Genomic DNA, 15,894 nt, shown 5'->3' on the forward strand with positions numbered 1-15,894 from the left:
AGTGTTTTGAGAGATTTCACGAAAGCCTCCAAATAAGATTTTGATACGATAATCGTAAGCTAGAACAGTTACAAGGATATTACAATCTTAAAAATAAGCGTTAATGGCAACAACTATGCCACACTTGAAGCAAGCTGATTTAGAATAGAGTTCTTGCAAAACTCAATTTGCAAGAAGGAAAAGCACCCAAGGTGCGCGGGCATTCCGCCGAGGAAAACCCAGTGTTAGCGTAGCTTTTAGAGCTTTGCTTTAAAAGCGTGTTGAGAGTTCTGTAAGAACTCTAATAAATGAAATTCACAAGGAGAAAAAATGAGAAAATTTCTAGCACTGTTGATGCTCTTTATTTGTGCGACACTTTCGTTTGCGAAAGAGGGTTTTGTTACGTATGTGGTTGATGGAAAAACGTACGAGGGTTACTATAGCACCCCCTCAGATGAGGCACCCCTTGTTTTTATTATTCACGACTGGGATGGGCTCAATGAGTACGAGATGACACGCGCAAAGATGCTCAATGATCTGGGCTATGGTGCCTTTGCGATAGACCTTTTTGGCAAAGGCGTCAAACCTGTTACGATGGATGAAAAAAAAGCACTGACCAACGCGCTTTACAATGATAGGGCTAAGATGCGAAAGCTTCTGGATGCGAGTTACCAAGCGGCTAAAAAAGAGGGTGCAAACGTGGCAAATTCTATAGGAATTGGTTACTGTTTTGGCGGCGCAGCACTTTTGGAGATGGCGCGCATGGGAACCCCACTCAAAGGGTTTGTCAGTTTTCACGGAGGTTTAGCAACGCCTGCTGGAGAAGACTACACGCAAACAAAAGGCTTTGTGCTTATATTACACGGATCAGCCGATGAGAGCGTGAGTTTAGACGAATTTGCAGGACTCGCCAAAGAGCTTGAAAAAACAGGCATCAAGCATGAGATGATCACCTACAGTGGCGCTCCTCACGCATTTACTGTTTTTGGAACCGAGCGATACCGAGAAGCTGCTGATAAAAAATCGTGGAGAAGATTGGTCGAATTTGTCGATGAAACACTCTCAAAATAGGGTATGTTTTTTGCTTGTACCTTTACATGTAAAAGGAGTTCGCCATGGATAACAGACTATTTGAAATCGACCCGTACGCAGGGGTGAGTTACGGACTTTACAATTCGCTCAAAGGTGAAGAGGGGAGTTTTGAGGACTTTTTGCTTCACTATGACTCCACAGGTGCGAGTGAAGGCGATAGCTCATGGCTGACCGATTTGATCAACCAAGATACACTGAGCGCCCTCTCCTCTACCACGGTGCTTGAAGCGATGAATACGCTGGGTGTAAGTGCGCTTGATTTTGGCAATTCTACGACCTATTTTGACTCTCAAGTCTACGCGGCTAAAATGCAGTTGATGCAAGCTTTTAGCCAGCGTGATGATTATGAAGAGATGAAACCTTTATTGGACCAGTTGATGAGTTAACGGCAAACGTAGGTGATGATGTCCGATTGAATCGAGCCAATCACAGGTTTTACCCATGGTTTTGGCGTATCCGTTGAGATCGCTTTAGCCGATTTGATACTATTGCCCAATTCGCGAATCACACGTGAAGGACAGTTGATTTCAACTTTGATGTAAAGCATGGTGTCGTAGCTTAAACGCTTTAGTGTAACATTGTAAAGTGTCGTTTTTTTGCTCTCTTCAACAATGTAGTATTTGTAGATGTCTTTTTGCACCGTACGGGGCACTTCTACTTCACCTCTACTCGCACCAAAACAGTTCACTGCTAGTGTAAGTGCTACTATCATTCCAAAAAATTTTTGAATTTTCATGTGGATCTCCTAATGTCAATCTATGAGTTATTCTATCAAAAGCAGTCTCAATCTGGCTTAAGCGAAATTATCTATTATTAGAGTTCTACAAGAACTCTGCAACACGCTTTTACAGCAAAGCTGTAAAAGCTACGTTAACACTGGGTTTTCTTCGGCAGAAAGCCCACGCACCTTTGGTGCTTTCCCTTCTTGCAAAACTTAATCTGCAAAAACTCTATTAAAGCGTCACTATTTCATTATTTATGATCTTTTTAGATACAATTGAACTGTTTACAGTGGTATACGTTTGCAAGAGGGGGCTTTGCATGGGAAATAGTGTCGATAAAGAGCAAGAGCAAAAAGAGAAGATTAAGCATCTCTCCAAAGAGCTTCGCGCCGTGCAGAAAAATCTTGTGGAGCAGTTTTACACCGACCCACTCACGCGCCTTCCCAACCTCTATAAATTGCGCCATGATCTCGAAGAGGTTAGTGATTTTACACTGATTATTGCCAACATTGACAACTTCAAACTGCTCAATGATTTTTACGGGTTTGTTGTGGGCGATTTCATCTTAGAATCTTTTGCAAAAAGCCTTAAAACCGAACTTCAAGATGTGAGCGTTTACCGTATGGCGGGCGATGAATTTGCCATTTTACTGCATGAACGCATGAGTTTTTACCTCTTGAAAAATTACCTCACCTATCTCTCCCGTCAACTCACCCATCTGAAGTACGCTTACGCGCAAACGGAGATTTACGTTGACTGCACGCTTTCATCCAGTGCTAGTTTTTCACACAGTGACATCTTTTCCAAAGTGAGTATGGCACTCAAATATGCCAAAAGAGAACAACTCAAGTTTTGGATCTTTGAAGATACAATGAACTTCTCGCAAGAGTACGAAAGCAACCTCAAATACGCCACTAAAGTGCGTAAAGCCATTATGGATTTCTCAGGTATCGTGCCTTATTTCCAACCCATCATCGACAACAAAACCGACGAAATCATCAAGTTTGAAGCACTCTCCCGTTTGGTCGACGAAGAGGGCGTCATCCACTCACCGCACAATTTTATTCCCATCGCGAAGATGATTAAAGTCTACGATAAAATCACGATGGCGATCATCGACAAAAGTTTTAAAGTGTTTGAAACGCATCCATTTGATTTTAGCATCAACCTCTCGTTTGAGGACATCATTAACGAAGAGATTTACGATTTTATCATCCGAAAACTGCGTGATTCCAACATGGGGCATCGCGTCACGTTTGAACTGTTAGAGTCTGAACGGGTCAATGACTTCAACAAAGTGATGCACTTTTTCAATGAGATCAAGCGCTACGGTGCCAAAGTCGCGATCGATGATTTTGGAAGTGGATTTTCCAACTTCTCTTACATCATCAAGCTGAATCCCGATTTTATCAAGATCGATGGCAGCCTCATCAAAGACATCGACAAAGATAAAAATGCCCAAATCGTTGTGGAAACCATTGTCGACTTCTCCAAAAAAATGGGCATCAAAACCGTCGCAGAATTCGTCCACTCCAGTACAGTTCTCTCCACGGTCAAACAGCTTGGCATCGACTACTCGCAGGGCTATTTCATCGACATGCCATCCCCTCAGATCGATCTGTAACATCGTTACATGTAAAGACTAAGCCACTTCCGTATCCCACAAAATACTCACGCCGTATTCGGGATCGGGAATGACGTACTTAAAGTATTCGCTCGTTCCCTTCCGCCCATGCAACCGCACCGCAATCTGCCCCTCTTTTAAAAGTTGCTTCATCTCGTATTCGCTTAGACTGCGTTTATTCCAGCGTAAAAACGTGTTAGAGTAAACCCGAAACCGACACGAAGAAGTGGCACTAAAAACATAATCATCGTTAATGTCACGCTCTTTTATTGCATGCTCACAGCTGTAAAGATTGACCTTTTGACCTTGAATGGTAAGCTTTTGGGAGATCACATTACCACCGCAATACGGGCATTTGCCAAGAATCATTATGCACCTCAGTTTTGATTTATGGGGTTATGGTAGCAAAGTGGGAAGTAAGAGGTTGAAAATATTTCAATTTGAAAGAAAAGGAAGAGACAATCTCTTCCTTTGATGTTAAAAAATTGGAACGTTATATTTTTTCATACACGCTGTTAATTTTTCTAAGTATTCAGGATTATTTTCACCAGTCGCTGGTGGAACACGTAAATTGCAACATAAAACGGATAGTGTCGCATTGTCTTTTGTTGTTGCGGTTAATGATTCAGGTACATAAGCTAGCAATCCTGAGCCATTGTAGAGTTTATCGATCTCATCATGGGTTAATGAATAAATAATGCCACTCGCTTTACTGTTTTCATCTCTTAACAACGTTGCCAACTTCCCGATTCTGAGTTTATAACCTTTTACTGTGGCAATTCTGGGATTTCGAGGTGTTACCTCTTTGCTAGTGAGGATTTCTGGATCCATATATAACCCATAAAAAAAGACTTCGTGTAGTCTATGTTCTGAATTGTCCATGTGTAAATTCCTTTATAAATAGTTTTTTTCAGATTACATTTTGTAGTTACTTTACAAAAACCTCTCCACAAAACGATCCAAATCTTCATCGCTCATCGCGCCACTTACGCGCTCAACTTCCACGCCATCTTTAAAAACGATCAGCGTAGGAATCGAGCGAATTTTAAAGCGTGAAGCCAAAAATTGTTCGGCTTCGGTATCGACTTTGGCAAATAAAACGCGCAACGGATAGGCTCGGGCGGCTTGTTGGAAGGTGGGGGCGAAGGCTTTGCATGGGGCGCACCACGGTGCCCAGAAGTCGACGATGACGGGCACATCGGTATTACCTAGAACGGCTTCAAGAATGTCGCTGGTCAGAGCGATGGGATGTGGGTCGAGCAGGGAAGTTTGGCACTTCCCGCAATTTGCTTTTTTGTAGACTTCGAGTTTTGGGACATTATTGGTAGCCAAACAGTTGGGACAGATGACTTTCATGATTTATCCTTGTGTTGCGTATGCTTTTAAGGCGCTGAGTATTTCAGGTTCTATCGACCACTCTTTGCCATCGACTGACATCACGGATTCTCGTTTGATGCCGTCTACTGAGCCTTTGGAGACGATAAATTCAAGGTATTTTTCAACCTCTTCAAAGCTGGGTAAAACGTTTACATGTAAAACTTTTTCAAGCTCTGCGATAAAACCGTATCCGCCCCAGTTGGAAACCGATGCGATCATCGGGTAGTCGCAGGGAATGACGCAGTAGTCGTAGAAAAATTCTTTATCTTTCAAAACTTCTTCAAAGCTTCCCATGCCCACTTCATTGCCACCATCGCCGATGCCAAAGCTTGGAGCGGTTTTGCTTCCTAGTTTGAAAAGCTCATCGACAGGAGCGGTGAACTCTTTGATGTTCACACCACGCGAGTTGAGGTAAAGCCCTTCATGGTTTTGTCCGCAACGCTCGATGGAGAGATGTGCGATGGGTTTGTAGGTGTCTAAAAGCATTTCGTATTCTTGGTGGCTTAGCCCTTCAAGCGGGATGTAGAGGGTTTTGATATCAAAAAAATAGTCCTCGCAAAAATGGTCGGTCACGATAACAGGCGTGTATCCTAGTTTTTCAAACGCTTTGGCTAAAAAGTAAGCGCCTAAAGGACCATCGGTTTCTGCAAAACCTGCCACGTAAAAACCGGTGTAGATGAAAACAACGCCTTTATCTAGTTTCAGGAAAGCGTGAACAGCCTTTTTAGTGTGTTCATGGGGAAAATGAGCCTGAATTTTGTCCATATGACGGGTGGAATGTTGAAGAACGATCTCTTCGATTGTATTAAAAGTGTGCATAAAAGCCTTTACATGTAAGAATTGTCTGGAAAAATTGTATCTAAAAATTGGATACAATTCGATTAGTTTTTGATTAAAGGATCACCATGTCTCCGAAAGAGTTACGCGCAAAAATCGCCAAAGGCGAGTTTACCAGACCCACAGCGGGCGAATGCCCTGGCTACATTCAGATGAATATGGTAGCCCTTCCCAAAGAGTACGCGAAACGTTTTGAAGCGTTTGCAAAAGAGAATGCCAAAGCAATTCCCGTGCTTGAAGTAATTCACGAGGGGCATCATTCAAGCGTTTTAGCTAAAGGTGCTGACATCTTAAGCGAAATTCCAAAGTATAACATTTTGCGCGATGGCGTTGTGGTCGAAACCGTGACGGACATTACGCCTTATTACCAACCTGATTTGGTCTTTTTCTTGATTGGGTGTAGTTTTTCGTTTGAGACAGCGCTTATTGAAAATGGCATGCCACTTCGCCACGTCGATCAGCAAAAAAATGTCGCCATGTACCGCACCAACATCGCGCTTAAACCTGTGGAAGGCTTTTCAGGTGAGATGGTCGTGAGTATGCGCCCGATCAAAAAAGAAAAAGTAGCGGATGCGTGTGTCGTGACGAGTCATTTTCCTCGTATGCACGGCTCACCGATACAAGTGGGTTACCCTGAAATGATCGGCATCAATGATGTTTCAAGGCCTGATTATGGCGATGCGATTGAGATTAAAGTGGATGAAATTCCATTGTTTTGGCCCTGCGGTGTCACGCCTCAAAATGTCATCACGAGCATGAAACTCCCGTTTGCGATCACCCACGCACCTGGGCATATGTTTGTAACGGACAAAAAAGATAGCGAATACTACGAATAGAATTTACGGTACAAATGCTTCCTGTAAAGGGTGAAACTGATAGGTTTTCACCACTTCAGGAAGCTTTTTCTCCAACATCTCAATCCCTTGCGGTTCATTTTTATTGCCATGAATCAAGATGATACTTCCCGTCTTAGTCGGCTCATTTTTCGCAATCCACGCATTTGCCCCCAAAGGAATCAAAAAGTAGGTTTCCCTAAGCTCACGCATCAGTTTTTCATTGGCGATTAAACCAGGGAAGCGAAAAAAGACCGAGGGTGTGATGCCTTCTTCTAATAATGTTTTCTCCACCCCTAAAATTTCACTCTTCACGTCCGTGTTTACATGTAACATAAAATTATCGCGAATCGGAAGTTTTGGGTCGTAAAAATGGGTGTGCGAATGGTTCACCCATGTGATCTGCAAAAGGGGATTATGGACTAGTTCTTCAAACTCTTTTTCATGATGCTCTTTCCACGCAGAACTCAGCGCAATCGCAATCGGTGTTTTACCATTTTGTTTCGTGAGGTGTTCTATAAATTCGCGCTCATACCCTTGTTTGCTCGAAGGGCAGAGATCCATGCTCAGGTAAATCGCCTTAAGGTTTTGTGTGATGGCATGCGTCGCTCCACCGTTTACATGTAAAGCGGTTGACTCCTTTAAACGTTTGGCAAAAAGGCTTTGCTCAAAACGCTCATCTAAGGGCAGAAGCTTGGTTGCATCGAGGGCTAGGACTTTGGTTTGCAAGGTTTGCGTGTTCGTGGTAAGGTAAAACGTGACGCCACTGAGTTCAAAACGGCGAGAAATAAGCAGGAGCGCGTCCTTTTGCTCGTACGCTTTGACAAAGACTTCGTAGTGCTTTATGTTCTCCATTGCTACCAAAGGAAGCCAACAGAGCATCAAAGAGAAAATTAGTCGTAGCATGCACACTCCTTTTACAAGAATTTTAGCTCTTTTTTGAAAAAATATGATTATAATTTTGTAAATATTGTCTAGGCGGTGTTTGAAGTTTCAAACGGATTTTGAAGGCTTTTAAAGCCTAATTGTATGAATGAGAATGAGAGAATGACGGTCAACGAAGCAGTTTTAGAGATGCGTTACAGCGGAATCCCCGAAGAAGATATTGAGGAGATTCTCGAAATTTGCAAAAAAAAGGGGCTTAGTCCTCAAAACATTGACAATGAACTCGCAACCAGAGGCTTGGATAAAGTGTTTGAGTTCGAGTACGATGCCAGTGAGAGTTGGTTTGAAAGTGGAGCGAGTGCTTCAGCGCCAAAAGTCCCCAATAAACAGGGCACAGAAAAGGAAAAAAAGTAGATGGCAAAGCAGATAAGACAGATCATTGAAGAGTACTACGATGTGGTTTGGAACGAGAAAAAACTTGACCAAGCACAGCGATTTTTAGACCCTTCACTCAATTTTAGAGGCTCGCTCGGTATGCGAGTTGATAGTATCAATGGTTTTTGTGACTACGCCAAGATGCTTTTTAGCGCCTTCCCAAATCTCTACCATGTAATCGAAGACATCGTCATCGATGGCGACAAAGCCGCCGTAAGACTCGTTTACACCGCAACACACTCTGGAAAACTTTTTGGGTTTGAGCCTACGGGCAACCGTATTCGTTATTCAGGAGCGTGCTTTTTTAAATTTGAAAATGAAAAAATCGTAGACGCATGGGTCTTAGGTGATCTTAACGCGCTTTATGGACAACTTAACGTCGCCAATCATTAAGCATTAATGACGTTTTTTTGCCTCTTTATGTGCCATTATCGAGTGAACGAGTAAGGTCGTTACGATGATGGCGCCTCCTATTAGGGTATTGCTATGCGGTTTTTCATCCATCAGTATCCACACCCAAAAGGGTGCAAGTACTGGTTCTATAATCGTCAAAAGTGCCACTTCTACCGAGGGTAAAAACTTGGTGCCAATGCCTATGCAAATCCTTGAAACGGGGGTTAAAAGGGCTCCCATAAAGAGAATTATTTTAAAAGAGTATGGATCAGGAAGCACGATCGAGGCGGTCATAAACGCCAAAAGTGATGCTACCAACCCTCCCGCTCCGACACACGCAAGACGACTCACCTCTTTGTAACGCTCTAACACAGAAAACAGCGACGTAAACGAGAGCACGCATAAAAAGGCATAAAAATTGCCGAGCATGTTTCCCAAACCCAAATCGTTAAATAAAATAATGCTAAGACCGACAAAAACAAAAAAGATCGCTCCAAATGTACGGCGGGGTGTTTTTTGTCTGAAAAAGATGAAAGCGATCAAAGCACTCACGAGTGGCGCAGTACTCAAAATAAACACGGCACTCGCAACACTCGTGTGTTTAACGGCTAAAATAAAAAAGAGGTTGCTTATTCCCATGAAAAAAGCACTGAGCAAAATCGGTTTATAATGGACGCGGTACACCTCAAAAAAAGCGCTTTTTTGCCTGAATACAAGAGCGATGTGCGTGATCGCAAACATAAAAAGACCAAAATAAAAGGTGACACTTTGTGCCGGAATAGTCGTCATTTTGATCAAGGGTGACTCAAAACTCATGAGCAGCATGCCCAAAGAGGTGACGCCAAAGGCTTTTGCGTAGGTCATGGGCTTACTTGCCTTGATTTGTGCGAAAGGAGATGTAGAGTTTTTCGATTTTCGTGCGCGCCCAAGGGGTTTTACGGAAAAATTTTAGGCATGCGTTGATACTTGGGTTAACATGAAAGCAGTTCATGCGCAGCATCTCATCCAGTTTTTCCCAACCGTAATGCGCTTGCAGTTCCGTGACGAGTTTTTCTAATGTGACGCCGTGAAGGGGATTGGTGTTTTGTTCGGTCGTGTTCATGTATTCCTCAAAATTATCTTTACATGTAAGGAAAATCCTTACATGTAAAAAGGTTTAGTTGTTGCGCTCGACGCTAAGTCCAGCGTAGCTTTGAACCGTTGGCATGATTTCTATGCGGTTAACATTGACGTGTTCTGGAAGCTCCGCAAGCGAAAAGATGGCATTGGCAATGTCTTCTTTCAAAAGCGGTGTCGTGTTTTTGTAAACAGAGTCCGCTTTTTCTTTGTCGCCTTTAAACCGTACATCGGAAAATTCGGTCAGTGAAAAACCTGGCTCAACATTGGTCACACGCACGTGCGTACCTTTAAGGTCGGTTCTAAGGTTGAGTGAAAACTGTTTAACAAACGCTTTTGTCGCGCCATAGACATTGCCACCCTCGTACGGCCAGCTTCCTGCGGTGGAGCCAAGGTTAAAGATATACCCCGTTTTGCGCTCAACCATCACAGGAAGGACGGCTTTGGTCACGTAGAGCAAGCCTTTGATATTGGTGTCGATCATCTGCTCCCAATCATCCAAGCTCGCTTCATTCGCGTGTTCCAAACCCAACGCAAGACCCGCATTATTGACCAAAATATCAATGTTTTTGTATTCACTAGGAAGGGACGCGATCGCGCTAAATACCTCTTTTTTGTTGGTGACATCAAAACACAGTGGCAAAATGTCGCAGGTAGATAAACGATTTTTCAGCGCCTCAAGTCGCTCTTTGCGACGACCTGTAACGATGACTTTATAGCCAGCTTTCGCAAATTTCTCAGCGGTTGCTTCTCCAAAGCCAGAAGTTGCTCCCGTAATCAAGACGATTTTTGACATGCGCATCCTTTACATATTTTTTACGATTATAGCAAAGTGAGGTGTAATGATACCTTTTGTAACTTGCCCAAAAAGTCTCTTTCTGCTCCAAATTGCTAAAAGTAGCCTTAAAATGGCTCTTTGCAATGGGTGAATTCAAGAAATCATACGCTTTGTTTAAAATTTCATCAACAATGTTTGCCACAAACGCCCAAAAATATATTAAGATTTCTTTGTTGAGTAAAAAGTATTCCTTTTAGTATTCCTAAATTTTACTAAGGTGTGAAACGTGGCAAAACAGAAATTTGGCAGAGAGATCATTCAGCGTGTGATTGAGAAAAATCAGACCAAAAAACGTGAAATTGCCCAATTGACCTTAAAGATTGACGCGAAACTCGACATTGCCCTTACAAAACTTTCCAGCGCTTTAAACATCTCCAAAAACAGACTGATCGAAGATATTTTGATGGAGAGTGGCATCATCCAAGAGGTTGAGGAGAACTACTATGAGTAATTTTCCCACACAAACATTGGTCGTTCAATCCATTCTTGAAGGCATCAGCAAAGCAGCGCACAACTTTCTTTTTTGGACGAACAACCGCCTTTCGCTCTCCAGTGGTCCTCAAAAAATTCTCTCCATCCATGTGGCGCAGTCGCTGAGTCTGATCGAAAATGCGCCTGAAGTGTTTATTGACGCGACGGTTGCCGATATTTTGCGTTGTTCGCTGCCCAACCGCAAAGCATTTAAAACCTTTATGGAAAAAAATGCGCTCTCTCAAGGCGTTTTTAGCATCACCCTCGATGAGCGCTTTTCGCATCAAAATCACAATGACTCCACATCGCGTGTTATCATCACGCTCAAAAATGGCGTCTGCAATGCCAAAGCAGAGTACAGCTACGAGATCGAGCGTTTGTGCAAAATGCTTCAGCGAAAAACTAAAGAGGAGAGCGCACTGGATTATGGTGTGTTTGCGTTTTACTCCGACCTTTCACCTCAAGCGCGTAAAAAATTGACCAAGCGAATACCTGAAATCATCGCGAGTTTTGATGAAGTCGTGAGTCGTTTTCCTTCGCTTCGTGCCAAGTGCATTACCACGCCGATTCGTGAAGTCGAGAGTGTGGGCGAGTGGATGGCAGGAGCATATGTGATCGAACCAAACGTTGAAAATTAAGCAGAATTGCCTTTACATGTAAAGCGACTCTGCTTAGTTTTCAAAATTTATAAAGGAGTGAGAATGAAGAGAATGTTTCCAAAATTGACAGCCTCTTTGGCGGTCTGTTCGATGTTAGCCAGTGCAAGTTTTGCAGCAGATGTGATTAAAATTGGTGTGCAAGCGCCTATTACAGGGCAATATGCCAATGAGGGTCAAAGCATCGACAACGGTGTTCGTTTGATCGTCGAGCAACAAAATGCCAAAGGTGGCGTTTTAGGTAAAAAGATCGAAGTGGTCACCTGCGATGACCAAGGTGCAGCGCAACAAGCGGCAATTTGTGCGAAAAAATTGGTGAATGAAGGCGTTAAAGCGGTCATTGGCTCCTACACATCTGGCGCAACCGAAGCGGCTCAAACGACCTATTTTAGAGCAGGAGTGCTTCAAACCAGCGATGGCACGAGTGATTCACTGATTGTACACAAATACTGGACATTTTTTAGAAATTCATTCCCCAACAGTGCTGAAGCCGAATACACCGCAAAATACTTTGTGGACGGAAAACAGTACAAAAAAATCGTGGTTCTCTCCGACTACTCAAGCTACTCAACCGACTTAGCGGACGCAACAGTGAAAGCGCTTAAAGCGAAAAATGCCAACATTATTTATGAAGGTAAAATCAAATCAGGCACTCAAAACTTTACCGCAACACTGACCAAAATCAAATCCATGAACCCAGATGTGATCTACTTTAGCGGTTACTACACCGATGGCGGACTATTACGTGCGCAACAAATGCAACTCGGCATCAAAGCAGACTTCGTGGGCGGCGACTCTAATGACAATCCAGACTACATGAAACTTGCAGGCGATAGTGCCAAAGGAACACTGCTGATCAATGTTCCAACCCCTGGCATCTTACCGTACGACATCGCCAAAACGTTTTTAGTTGACTACAAAGCAAAATTCAACATGGCGCCAGCATCCATTTGGTCACTGATGAATGTGGATGGACTTCGCGCGATTTTACATGTCATGGAGCAAAGCAAATCAGACGATACGAAAGTGATCGCTGAGGGCTTGCATGCACTCAAAGATTTCCCAGGTATCACAGGTCCTGTGACCTTTAGAGAAGATGGCGAGCGCATCGGTGGTGGTTACATGACCTATGAAGTTCAAGCGGATAAAAGCTATAAGATCGTTTACCAATAAAACAGAGTGCATCGCCAAAGAAAATTCTTCTTTGGCGTGCCATTACATTAGGATAAGGTGATCTTATGGATATTTTCTTACAACAAATGGTCAATGGTCTGACCATCGGAAGCCTCTACGCACTCGTAGCTCTGGGGTATACGATGGTGTATGGCGTGATGCGACTGATCAACTTTGCGCACGGTGACCTCGTTGCTTTTTCAGCATTTATCGGCTTAAGCGTGTATGCCCAAATTTTTGGTGAGAGTATTACCTCTTTGGTAGCGGTCATTACGGTTTTTGTCTTCACGGCGGCTATTGTTGCTTTTGTGGGTGTGCTTCTTGAGCGTCTTGCATACAGACCTTTACGAACGGCACCACGGTTGAGCGCAGTGGTTTCAGCTCTTGGTGCAGGGCTTGTGATTCAAAATTCGGTGATGCTGATTTGGGGACCCAATATGAAAATATTTCCTTCCAATCTTTTTCCTTCAACGATTTGGGAAATCGGTGGCATCGTCATTACCTTTACGCAAGTGATGATTTTAGGCGTTTCATCGCTCTTAATGGTAGGGCTTTATTTTTTCATTCACCAAACCAAAATTGGCACCGCGATTCGAGCGGTAGCGATTGACCAAGACGCGGCAAAACTGATGGGCATCAATGTCAACCGCATTATTATGATTATTTTCATCATTGGCTCTGCATTAGGTGCTGTGGCGGGATTGTTTATCGGAACCTATTACCGTGGCATTACCTTCGATATGGGCTGGATGTACGGGCTTAATGCTTTTGTGGCGGCGATCATGGGAGGCATTGGCAATATTCCAGGAGCGATGCTTGGAGGGCTTCTTTTAGGACTCTTTAACGCGATGATTACAGGCTACATCTCGACGCAATGGGCGGAAACGTTTACGTTTGTGTTGCTCATCGGCATTTTGGTGTTGAGACCCACAGGCATCTTGGGCGAAACCGTGGCGGAGAAAGTATGATGAATAAAACCAGTCTAATAGCGTTAGTGCTACTTGTTTTTATGGGCTTTTTCCCTCTGTTTGTCGACTCGGCGTGGTTAGCTGTAGGTACCACTTTTTTGGTTTTTGCGGTCGTAGCACTCTCCCAAGACATCATTTTAGGGCGCGCGGGCGTGTTTCACATGGGGCATGCAGTCTTTTTTGGCTTGGGCGCTTACACGACCGCCATTTTAAATGTCAACTTTGGACTTCCCATCCTTGCGACGTGGGCGCCGGCGGTGTTGGTTCCCATGCTCGTTGCATTTATCATGGTGGCTCCGATTATTCACCTTCGAGGTGACTACTTGTTGGTGGCGACGATTGGCTTTAACATCATCTTTATTCAAGTGCTCGAAAACGATGTTTTTGGGCTGACAGGAGGGCCAAACGGTCTTTTTGGCATTGATGTTGTAAGAGTCTTGGGCTATGACTTCTCATCTCAAACGCACATGTACTATATGGCGTTTATCCTTTTGGGTATTACACTGTTGATTATGCGAAACCTTGATAAGAGCAAATTTGGGCGAGCGATGTTTTACATCCACAAAGATGAAATTGCCGCTCAGAGTATGGGTATTAATGTGCGTTACTTCAAGCTTTACGCGTTTATTTTAGGTGCTGGGATTGCGGGGGCGGCGGGAAGTATGTTTTCGGTTCAGTACTCTGCGGTCAGTCCTGAGGCGTTTAATGTCACGCAGTCCATTATGTTTTTTACGATCGTTTTAGTGGGTGGTTCGGCTTCACTTCCGGGTGTTTTGATCGGAACGTTCATCATGTTTGTACTTCCTGAAATGTTTCGAGAGTTTGAGACGGCGCGTTATTTGGTCTTTGGAATTGCGATGATTTTGACGATGATCTTACGCCCTCGTGGCATTTGGCCGGTGCGTTTTGGCAACATCCCAGACTTCCTTAAAAAGAAGGGGGTCAAATGAGCGAGTATCTTCTAGAAATTAGCCATGTGAGCAAGTATTTTCAAGGATTGGTCGCCATTAATGATCTTTCGATGAAGGTGAAAAAAGGGCAGATTTACGGCATCATCGGACCTAATGGCGCAGGTAAAACGACGCTGTTTAACTGCATTACGGGCATTTACCGACCTGAAATCGGGCAAATCCTCTGGAAAGGTAAAGAGATCAAAGGCATCAGTCCGCATAAAATTGCGGAGCTGGGCATCTTGCGTACGTTTCAGACGATTCGTCTTTTTGCGGAGATGAGTGTGGCGGAGAACATCATGTCGGGTCGTCATATCAAGTCTAAACAACGCTGGTATAACGGGGTTATTCCCACGCCTGCGTATTACAAAGACGAGAAGGCGAATTGGGAGAAAGTCGGCGAATTGATGGACTTTTTCCATCTTTCAGAGTATGCGACTATTCCCGCAGGCGATCTCTCGTATGGCGTTCAAAGGCGCATTGAGATGGCACGCGCCCTTGCAGCTGAGCCGGAGCTTCTCATTCTCGACGAGCCCGCCGCAGGACTCAATGAAAACGAGACGTTGGAACTCACCCAAACGATTCGCAAAATTCAAGCGATGGGTGTGACGATCATGATGATTGAGCACGACATGGAGATGGTGATGAGTTTGTGCGAATACATCACGGTTATTAACTTTGGCGCGAAGATCAGCGAGGGTATGCCTTCGTTTGTTCAAGACGATCCTGTGGTGATTGAGGCGTATATTGGCAGTGATGAGGACGATGACGATGAGTGAAAAATTATTAGAAGTCAAAAGCTTACATGTAAACTACGGGGCGATTGAAGCGATCAAAGGCATTGATTTACATGTCAACAAAGGCGAGGTCGTGACGATCCTTGGTGCGAATGGCGCAGGGAAAACAACCACACTTCGCACGATCAGTGGGCTTTTGAAGCCGAGTTCTGGGAACATCTTTTTTGATGGCAAAGAGATCACACAGCTGCCTGCGCATGAGATCGTGAGTCTGGGTATGAGTCATTCGCCCGAAGGCAGGCGTGTGTTTGGCACGCTCAGTGTCGAAGAGAACTTGATGATGGGCGCGTACAGTCTTAAAACGTTTGATGCGCCGACATTGGAATGGATTTATGAAATTTTACCACGTTTACACGAGCGCAAAAAACAGTTGGCAGGCACACTCAGTGGTGGTGAACAGCAGATGTTGGCGATTGGGCGAGCGATTATGAGCAAACCCACACTTTTGATCTTGGATGAACCTAGCCTTGGACTGGCACCCGTGTTGGTTAAGGTGATTTTTAAGGCGATTAAAGAGATCAGTAAACGTGGTGTTACCGTGCTTTTGGTCGAGCAAAATGCGAAAGCGGCACTCAAACTCGCCCATCGTGGTTATGTTTTGGAGTTGGGAAAAATAACCCACAGCGGAAGCAGTGAGGAGCTCCTCAATTCAGAAATGATACAAGAGGCGTACTTGGGCAAGAAAAAAGAGGCGTAACTTCCAACAAAGATGCCCGCCCCGCTAAAAGTGAGCATCTAAGACATGTCT

22 protein-coding genes are annotated in these 15,894 nt (G+C 44.0%); 13 read left to right on the forward strand and 9 right to left on the reverse strand.

Features of this window, described 5'->3' with window-relative positions; all coding sequences use genetic code 11:
- Positions 1 to 309: 309 nt before the first annotated feature.
- Both SMUL_RS02240 and SMUL_RS02245 read left to right on the forward strand, forming a co-directional pair.
- On the forward strand, positions 310 to 1,050 hold the full coding sequence (locus SMUL_RS02240) for a dienelactone hydrolase family protein (protein WP_025343640.1): 741 nt from the start codon (positions 310 to 312) through the stop codon (positions 1,048 to 1,050).
- 44 nt (positions 1,051 to 1,094) lie between these two features.
- Positions 1,095 to 1,457 carry a hypothetical protein gene (locus tag SMUL_RS02245; protein WP_025343641.1) on the forward strand — a complete coding sequence of 121 codons (363 nt, stop codon included), beginning with the start codon at positions 1,095 to 1,097 and terminating at the stop codon, positions 1,455 to 1,457.
- On the opposite strand, the gene SMUL_RS02250 is transcribed toward SMUL_RS02245, so the two are convergent.
- On the reverse strand, positions 1,454 to 1,807 hold the full coding sequence (locus tag SMUL_RS02250) for a hypothetical protein (RefSeq protein WP_025343642.1): 354 nt from the start codon (positions 1,805 to 1,807) through the stop codon (positions 1,454 to 1,456). The genes SMUL_RS02245 and SMUL_RS02250 overlap by 4 nt on opposite strands.
- 305 nt (positions 1,808 to 2,112) lie before the next feature.
- Here SMUL_RS02250 and SMUL_RS02255 point away from each other — a divergent pair, with 305 nt between their 5' ends.
- Entirely contained in the window at positions 2,113 to 3,417 is a 1,305-nt protein-coding gene (locus SMUL_RS02255; protein ID WP_025343643.1) for an EAL domain-containing protein, read from the forward strand.
- An 18-nt stretch (positions 3,418 to 3,435) separates the two neighbouring features.
- Here SMUL_RS02255 and SMUL_RS02260 read toward each other — a convergent pair whose 3' ends face one another.
- The 4 genes from SMUL_RS02260 to SMUL_RS02275 form a co-directional block, all read right to left on the reverse strand.
- Positions 3,436 to 3,786, reverse strand: a complete 351-nt coding sequence (locus SMUL_RS02260) for a hypothetical protein (protein WP_025343644.1) — start codon at positions 3,784 to 3,786, stop codon at positions 3,436 to 3,438.
- 108 nt (positions 3,787 to 3,894) lie between these two features.
- Positions 3,895 to 4,299, reverse strand: a complete 405-nt coding sequence (locus SMUL_RS02265) for a gamma-glutamylcyclotransferase family protein (RefSeq protein ID WP_025343645.1) — start codon at positions 4,297 to 4,299, stop codon at positions 3,895 to 3,897.
- A 51-nt stretch (positions 4,300 to 4,350) separates the two neighbouring features.
- The gene (gene trxC, locus SMUL_RS02270; RefSeq protein ID WP_025343646.1) at positions 4,351 to 4,773 is read right to left on the reverse strand and encodes a thioredoxin TrxC; all 423 of its coding nucleotides are present in this window, start codon (positions 4,771 to 4,773) and stop codon (positions 4,351 to 4,353) included.
- A 3-nt stretch (positions 4,774 to 4,776) separates the two neighbouring features.
- Complete coding sequence (locus tag SMUL_RS02275) at positions 4,777 to 5,613, reverse strand: DUF4392 domain-containing protein (protein WP_025343647.1); 837 nt, start codon at positions 5,611 to 5,613, stop codon at positions 4,777 to 4,779.
- A gap of 86 nt (positions 5,614 to 5,699) precedes the next feature.
- Between SMUL_RS02275 and SMUL_RS02280 the strand changes: the two genes are divergently transcribed.
- Positions 5,700 to 6,467: a putative hydro-lyase gene (locus SMUL_RS02280; RefSeq protein ID WP_025343648.1), complete on the forward strand. Its 768-nt coding sequence runs from the start codon at positions 5,700 to 5,702 to the stop codon at positions 6,465 to 6,467.
- 3 nt (positions 6,468 to 6,470) lie between these two features.
- On the opposite strand, the gene SMUL_RS02285 is transcribed toward SMUL_RS02280, so the two are convergent.
- Positions 6,471 to 7,370 (reverse strand): polysaccharide deacetylase family protein, encoded by a 900-nt coding sequence (locus SMUL_RS02285; RefSeq protein WP_025343649.1) that lies wholly within the window; start codon positions 7,368 to 7,370, stop codon positions 6,471 to 6,473.
- Between the two features lie 123 nt (positions 7,371 to 7,493).
- On the opposite strand from SMUL_RS02285, the gene SMUL_RS02290 reads away from it, so the two are divergent.
- Positions 7,494 to 7,763: a hypothetical protein gene (locus SMUL_RS02290; RefSeq protein ID WP_223809752.1), complete on the forward strand. Its 270-nt coding sequence runs from the start codon at positions 7,494 to 7,496 to the stop codon at positions 7,761 to 7,763.
- Positions 7,764 to 8,177: an ester cyclase gene (locus SMUL_RS02295; protein ID WP_025343650.1), complete on the forward strand. Its 414-nt coding sequence runs from the start codon at positions 7,764 to 7,766 to the stop codon at positions 8,175 to 8,177. It begins immediately after the preceding gene.
- 3 nt (positions 8,178 to 8,180) lie between these two features.
- On the opposite strand, the gene SMUL_RS02300 is transcribed toward SMUL_RS02295, so the two are convergent.
- Genes SMUL_RS02300 through SMUL_RS02310 form a run of 3 tightly spaced genes read right to left on the reverse strand, consistent with a single transcriptional unit; the run spans position 8,181 to position 10,089 of the window.
- Positions 8,181 to 9,041, reverse strand: a complete 861-nt coding sequence (locus SMUL_RS02300) for a DMT family transporter (RefSeq protein WP_025343651.1) — start codon at positions 9,039 to 9,041, stop codon at positions 8,181 to 8,183.
- Positions 9,042 to 9,045: 4 nt separating this feature from the next.
- Positions 9,046 to 9,279 (reverse strand): VF530 family protein, encoded by a 234-nt coding sequence (locus SMUL_RS02305; RefSeq protein ID WP_025343652.1) that lies wholly within the window; start codon positions 9,277 to 9,279, stop codon positions 9,046 to 9,048.
- Between the two features lie 54 nt (positions 9,280 to 9,333).
- A complete protein-coding gene (locus tag SMUL_RS02310; RefSeq protein ID WP_038532909.1) occupies positions 9,334 to 10,089 on the reverse strand; it encodes an SDR family oxidoreductase in 756 nt (251 codons plus the stop codon).
- Positions 10,090 to 10,357: 268 nt separating this feature from the next.
- Here SMUL_RS02310 and SMUL_RS02315 point away from each other — a divergent pair, with 268 nt between their 5' ends.
- From SMUL_RS02315 to SMUL_RS02345, 7 genes are all read left to right on the forward strand, one after another.
- Positions 10,358 to 10,582, forward strand: a complete 225-nt coding sequence (locus SMUL_RS02315; RefSeq protein ID WP_025343654.1) for a hypothetical protein — start codon at positions 10,358 to 10,360, stop codon at positions 10,580 to 10,582.
- Positions 10,575 to 11,240: a hypothetical protein gene (locus SMUL_RS02320; protein WP_025343655.1), complete on the forward strand. Its 666-nt coding sequence runs from the start codon at positions 10,575 to 10,577 to the stop codon at positions 11,238 to 11,240. Before SMUL_RS02315 ends, SMUL_RS02320 begins: the two co-directional genes overlap by 8 nt.
- Positions 11,241 to 11,303: 63 nt before the next feature.
- The gene (locus SMUL_RS02325) at positions 11,304 to 12,431 is read left to right on the forward strand and encodes a branched-chain amino acid ABC transporter substrate-binding protein (protein WP_025343656.1); all 1,128 of its coding nucleotides are present in this window, start codon (positions 11,304 to 11,306) and stop codon (positions 12,429 to 12,431) included.
- Positions 12,432 to 12,496: 65 nt separating this feature from the next.
- Positions 12,497 to 13,399, forward strand: coding sequence for a branched-chain amino acid ABC transporter permease (locus tag SMUL_RS02330; RefSeq protein ID WP_025343657.1), 903 nt, complete (start codon positions 12,497 to 12,499; stop codon positions 13,397 to 13,399).
- Positions 13,396 to 14,349 (forward strand): branched-chain amino acid ABC transporter permease, encoded by a 954-nt coding sequence (locus SMUL_RS02335; protein WP_025343658.1) that lies wholly within the window; start codon positions 13,396 to 13,398, stop codon positions 14,347 to 14,349. Before SMUL_RS02330 ends, SMUL_RS02335 begins: the two co-directional genes overlap by 4 nt.
- On the forward strand, positions 14,346 to 15,128 hold the full coding sequence (locus SMUL_RS02340; protein ID WP_025343659.1) for an ABC transporter ATP-binding protein: 783 nt from the start codon (positions 14,346 to 14,348) through the stop codon (positions 15,126 to 15,128). The genes SMUL_RS02335 and SMUL_RS02340 overlap by 4 nt, the downstream gene beginning before the upstream one ends.
- Positions 15,121 to 15,843, forward strand: a complete 723-nt coding sequence (locus SMUL_RS02345; protein ID WP_025343660.1) for an ABC transporter ATP-binding protein — start codon at positions 15,121 to 15,123, stop codon at positions 15,841 to 15,843. The genes SMUL_RS02340 and SMUL_RS02345 overlap by 8 nt, the downstream gene beginning before the upstream one ends.
- Positions 15,844 to 15,894: the final 51 nt, after the last annotated feature.

It is taken from the genome of Sulfurospirillum multivorans DSM 12446, assembly GCF_000568815.1.
Classification (GTDB): Bacteria; Campylobacterota; Campylobacteria; order Campylobacterales; family Sulfurospirillaceae; genus Sulfurospirillum; species Sulfurospirillum multivorans.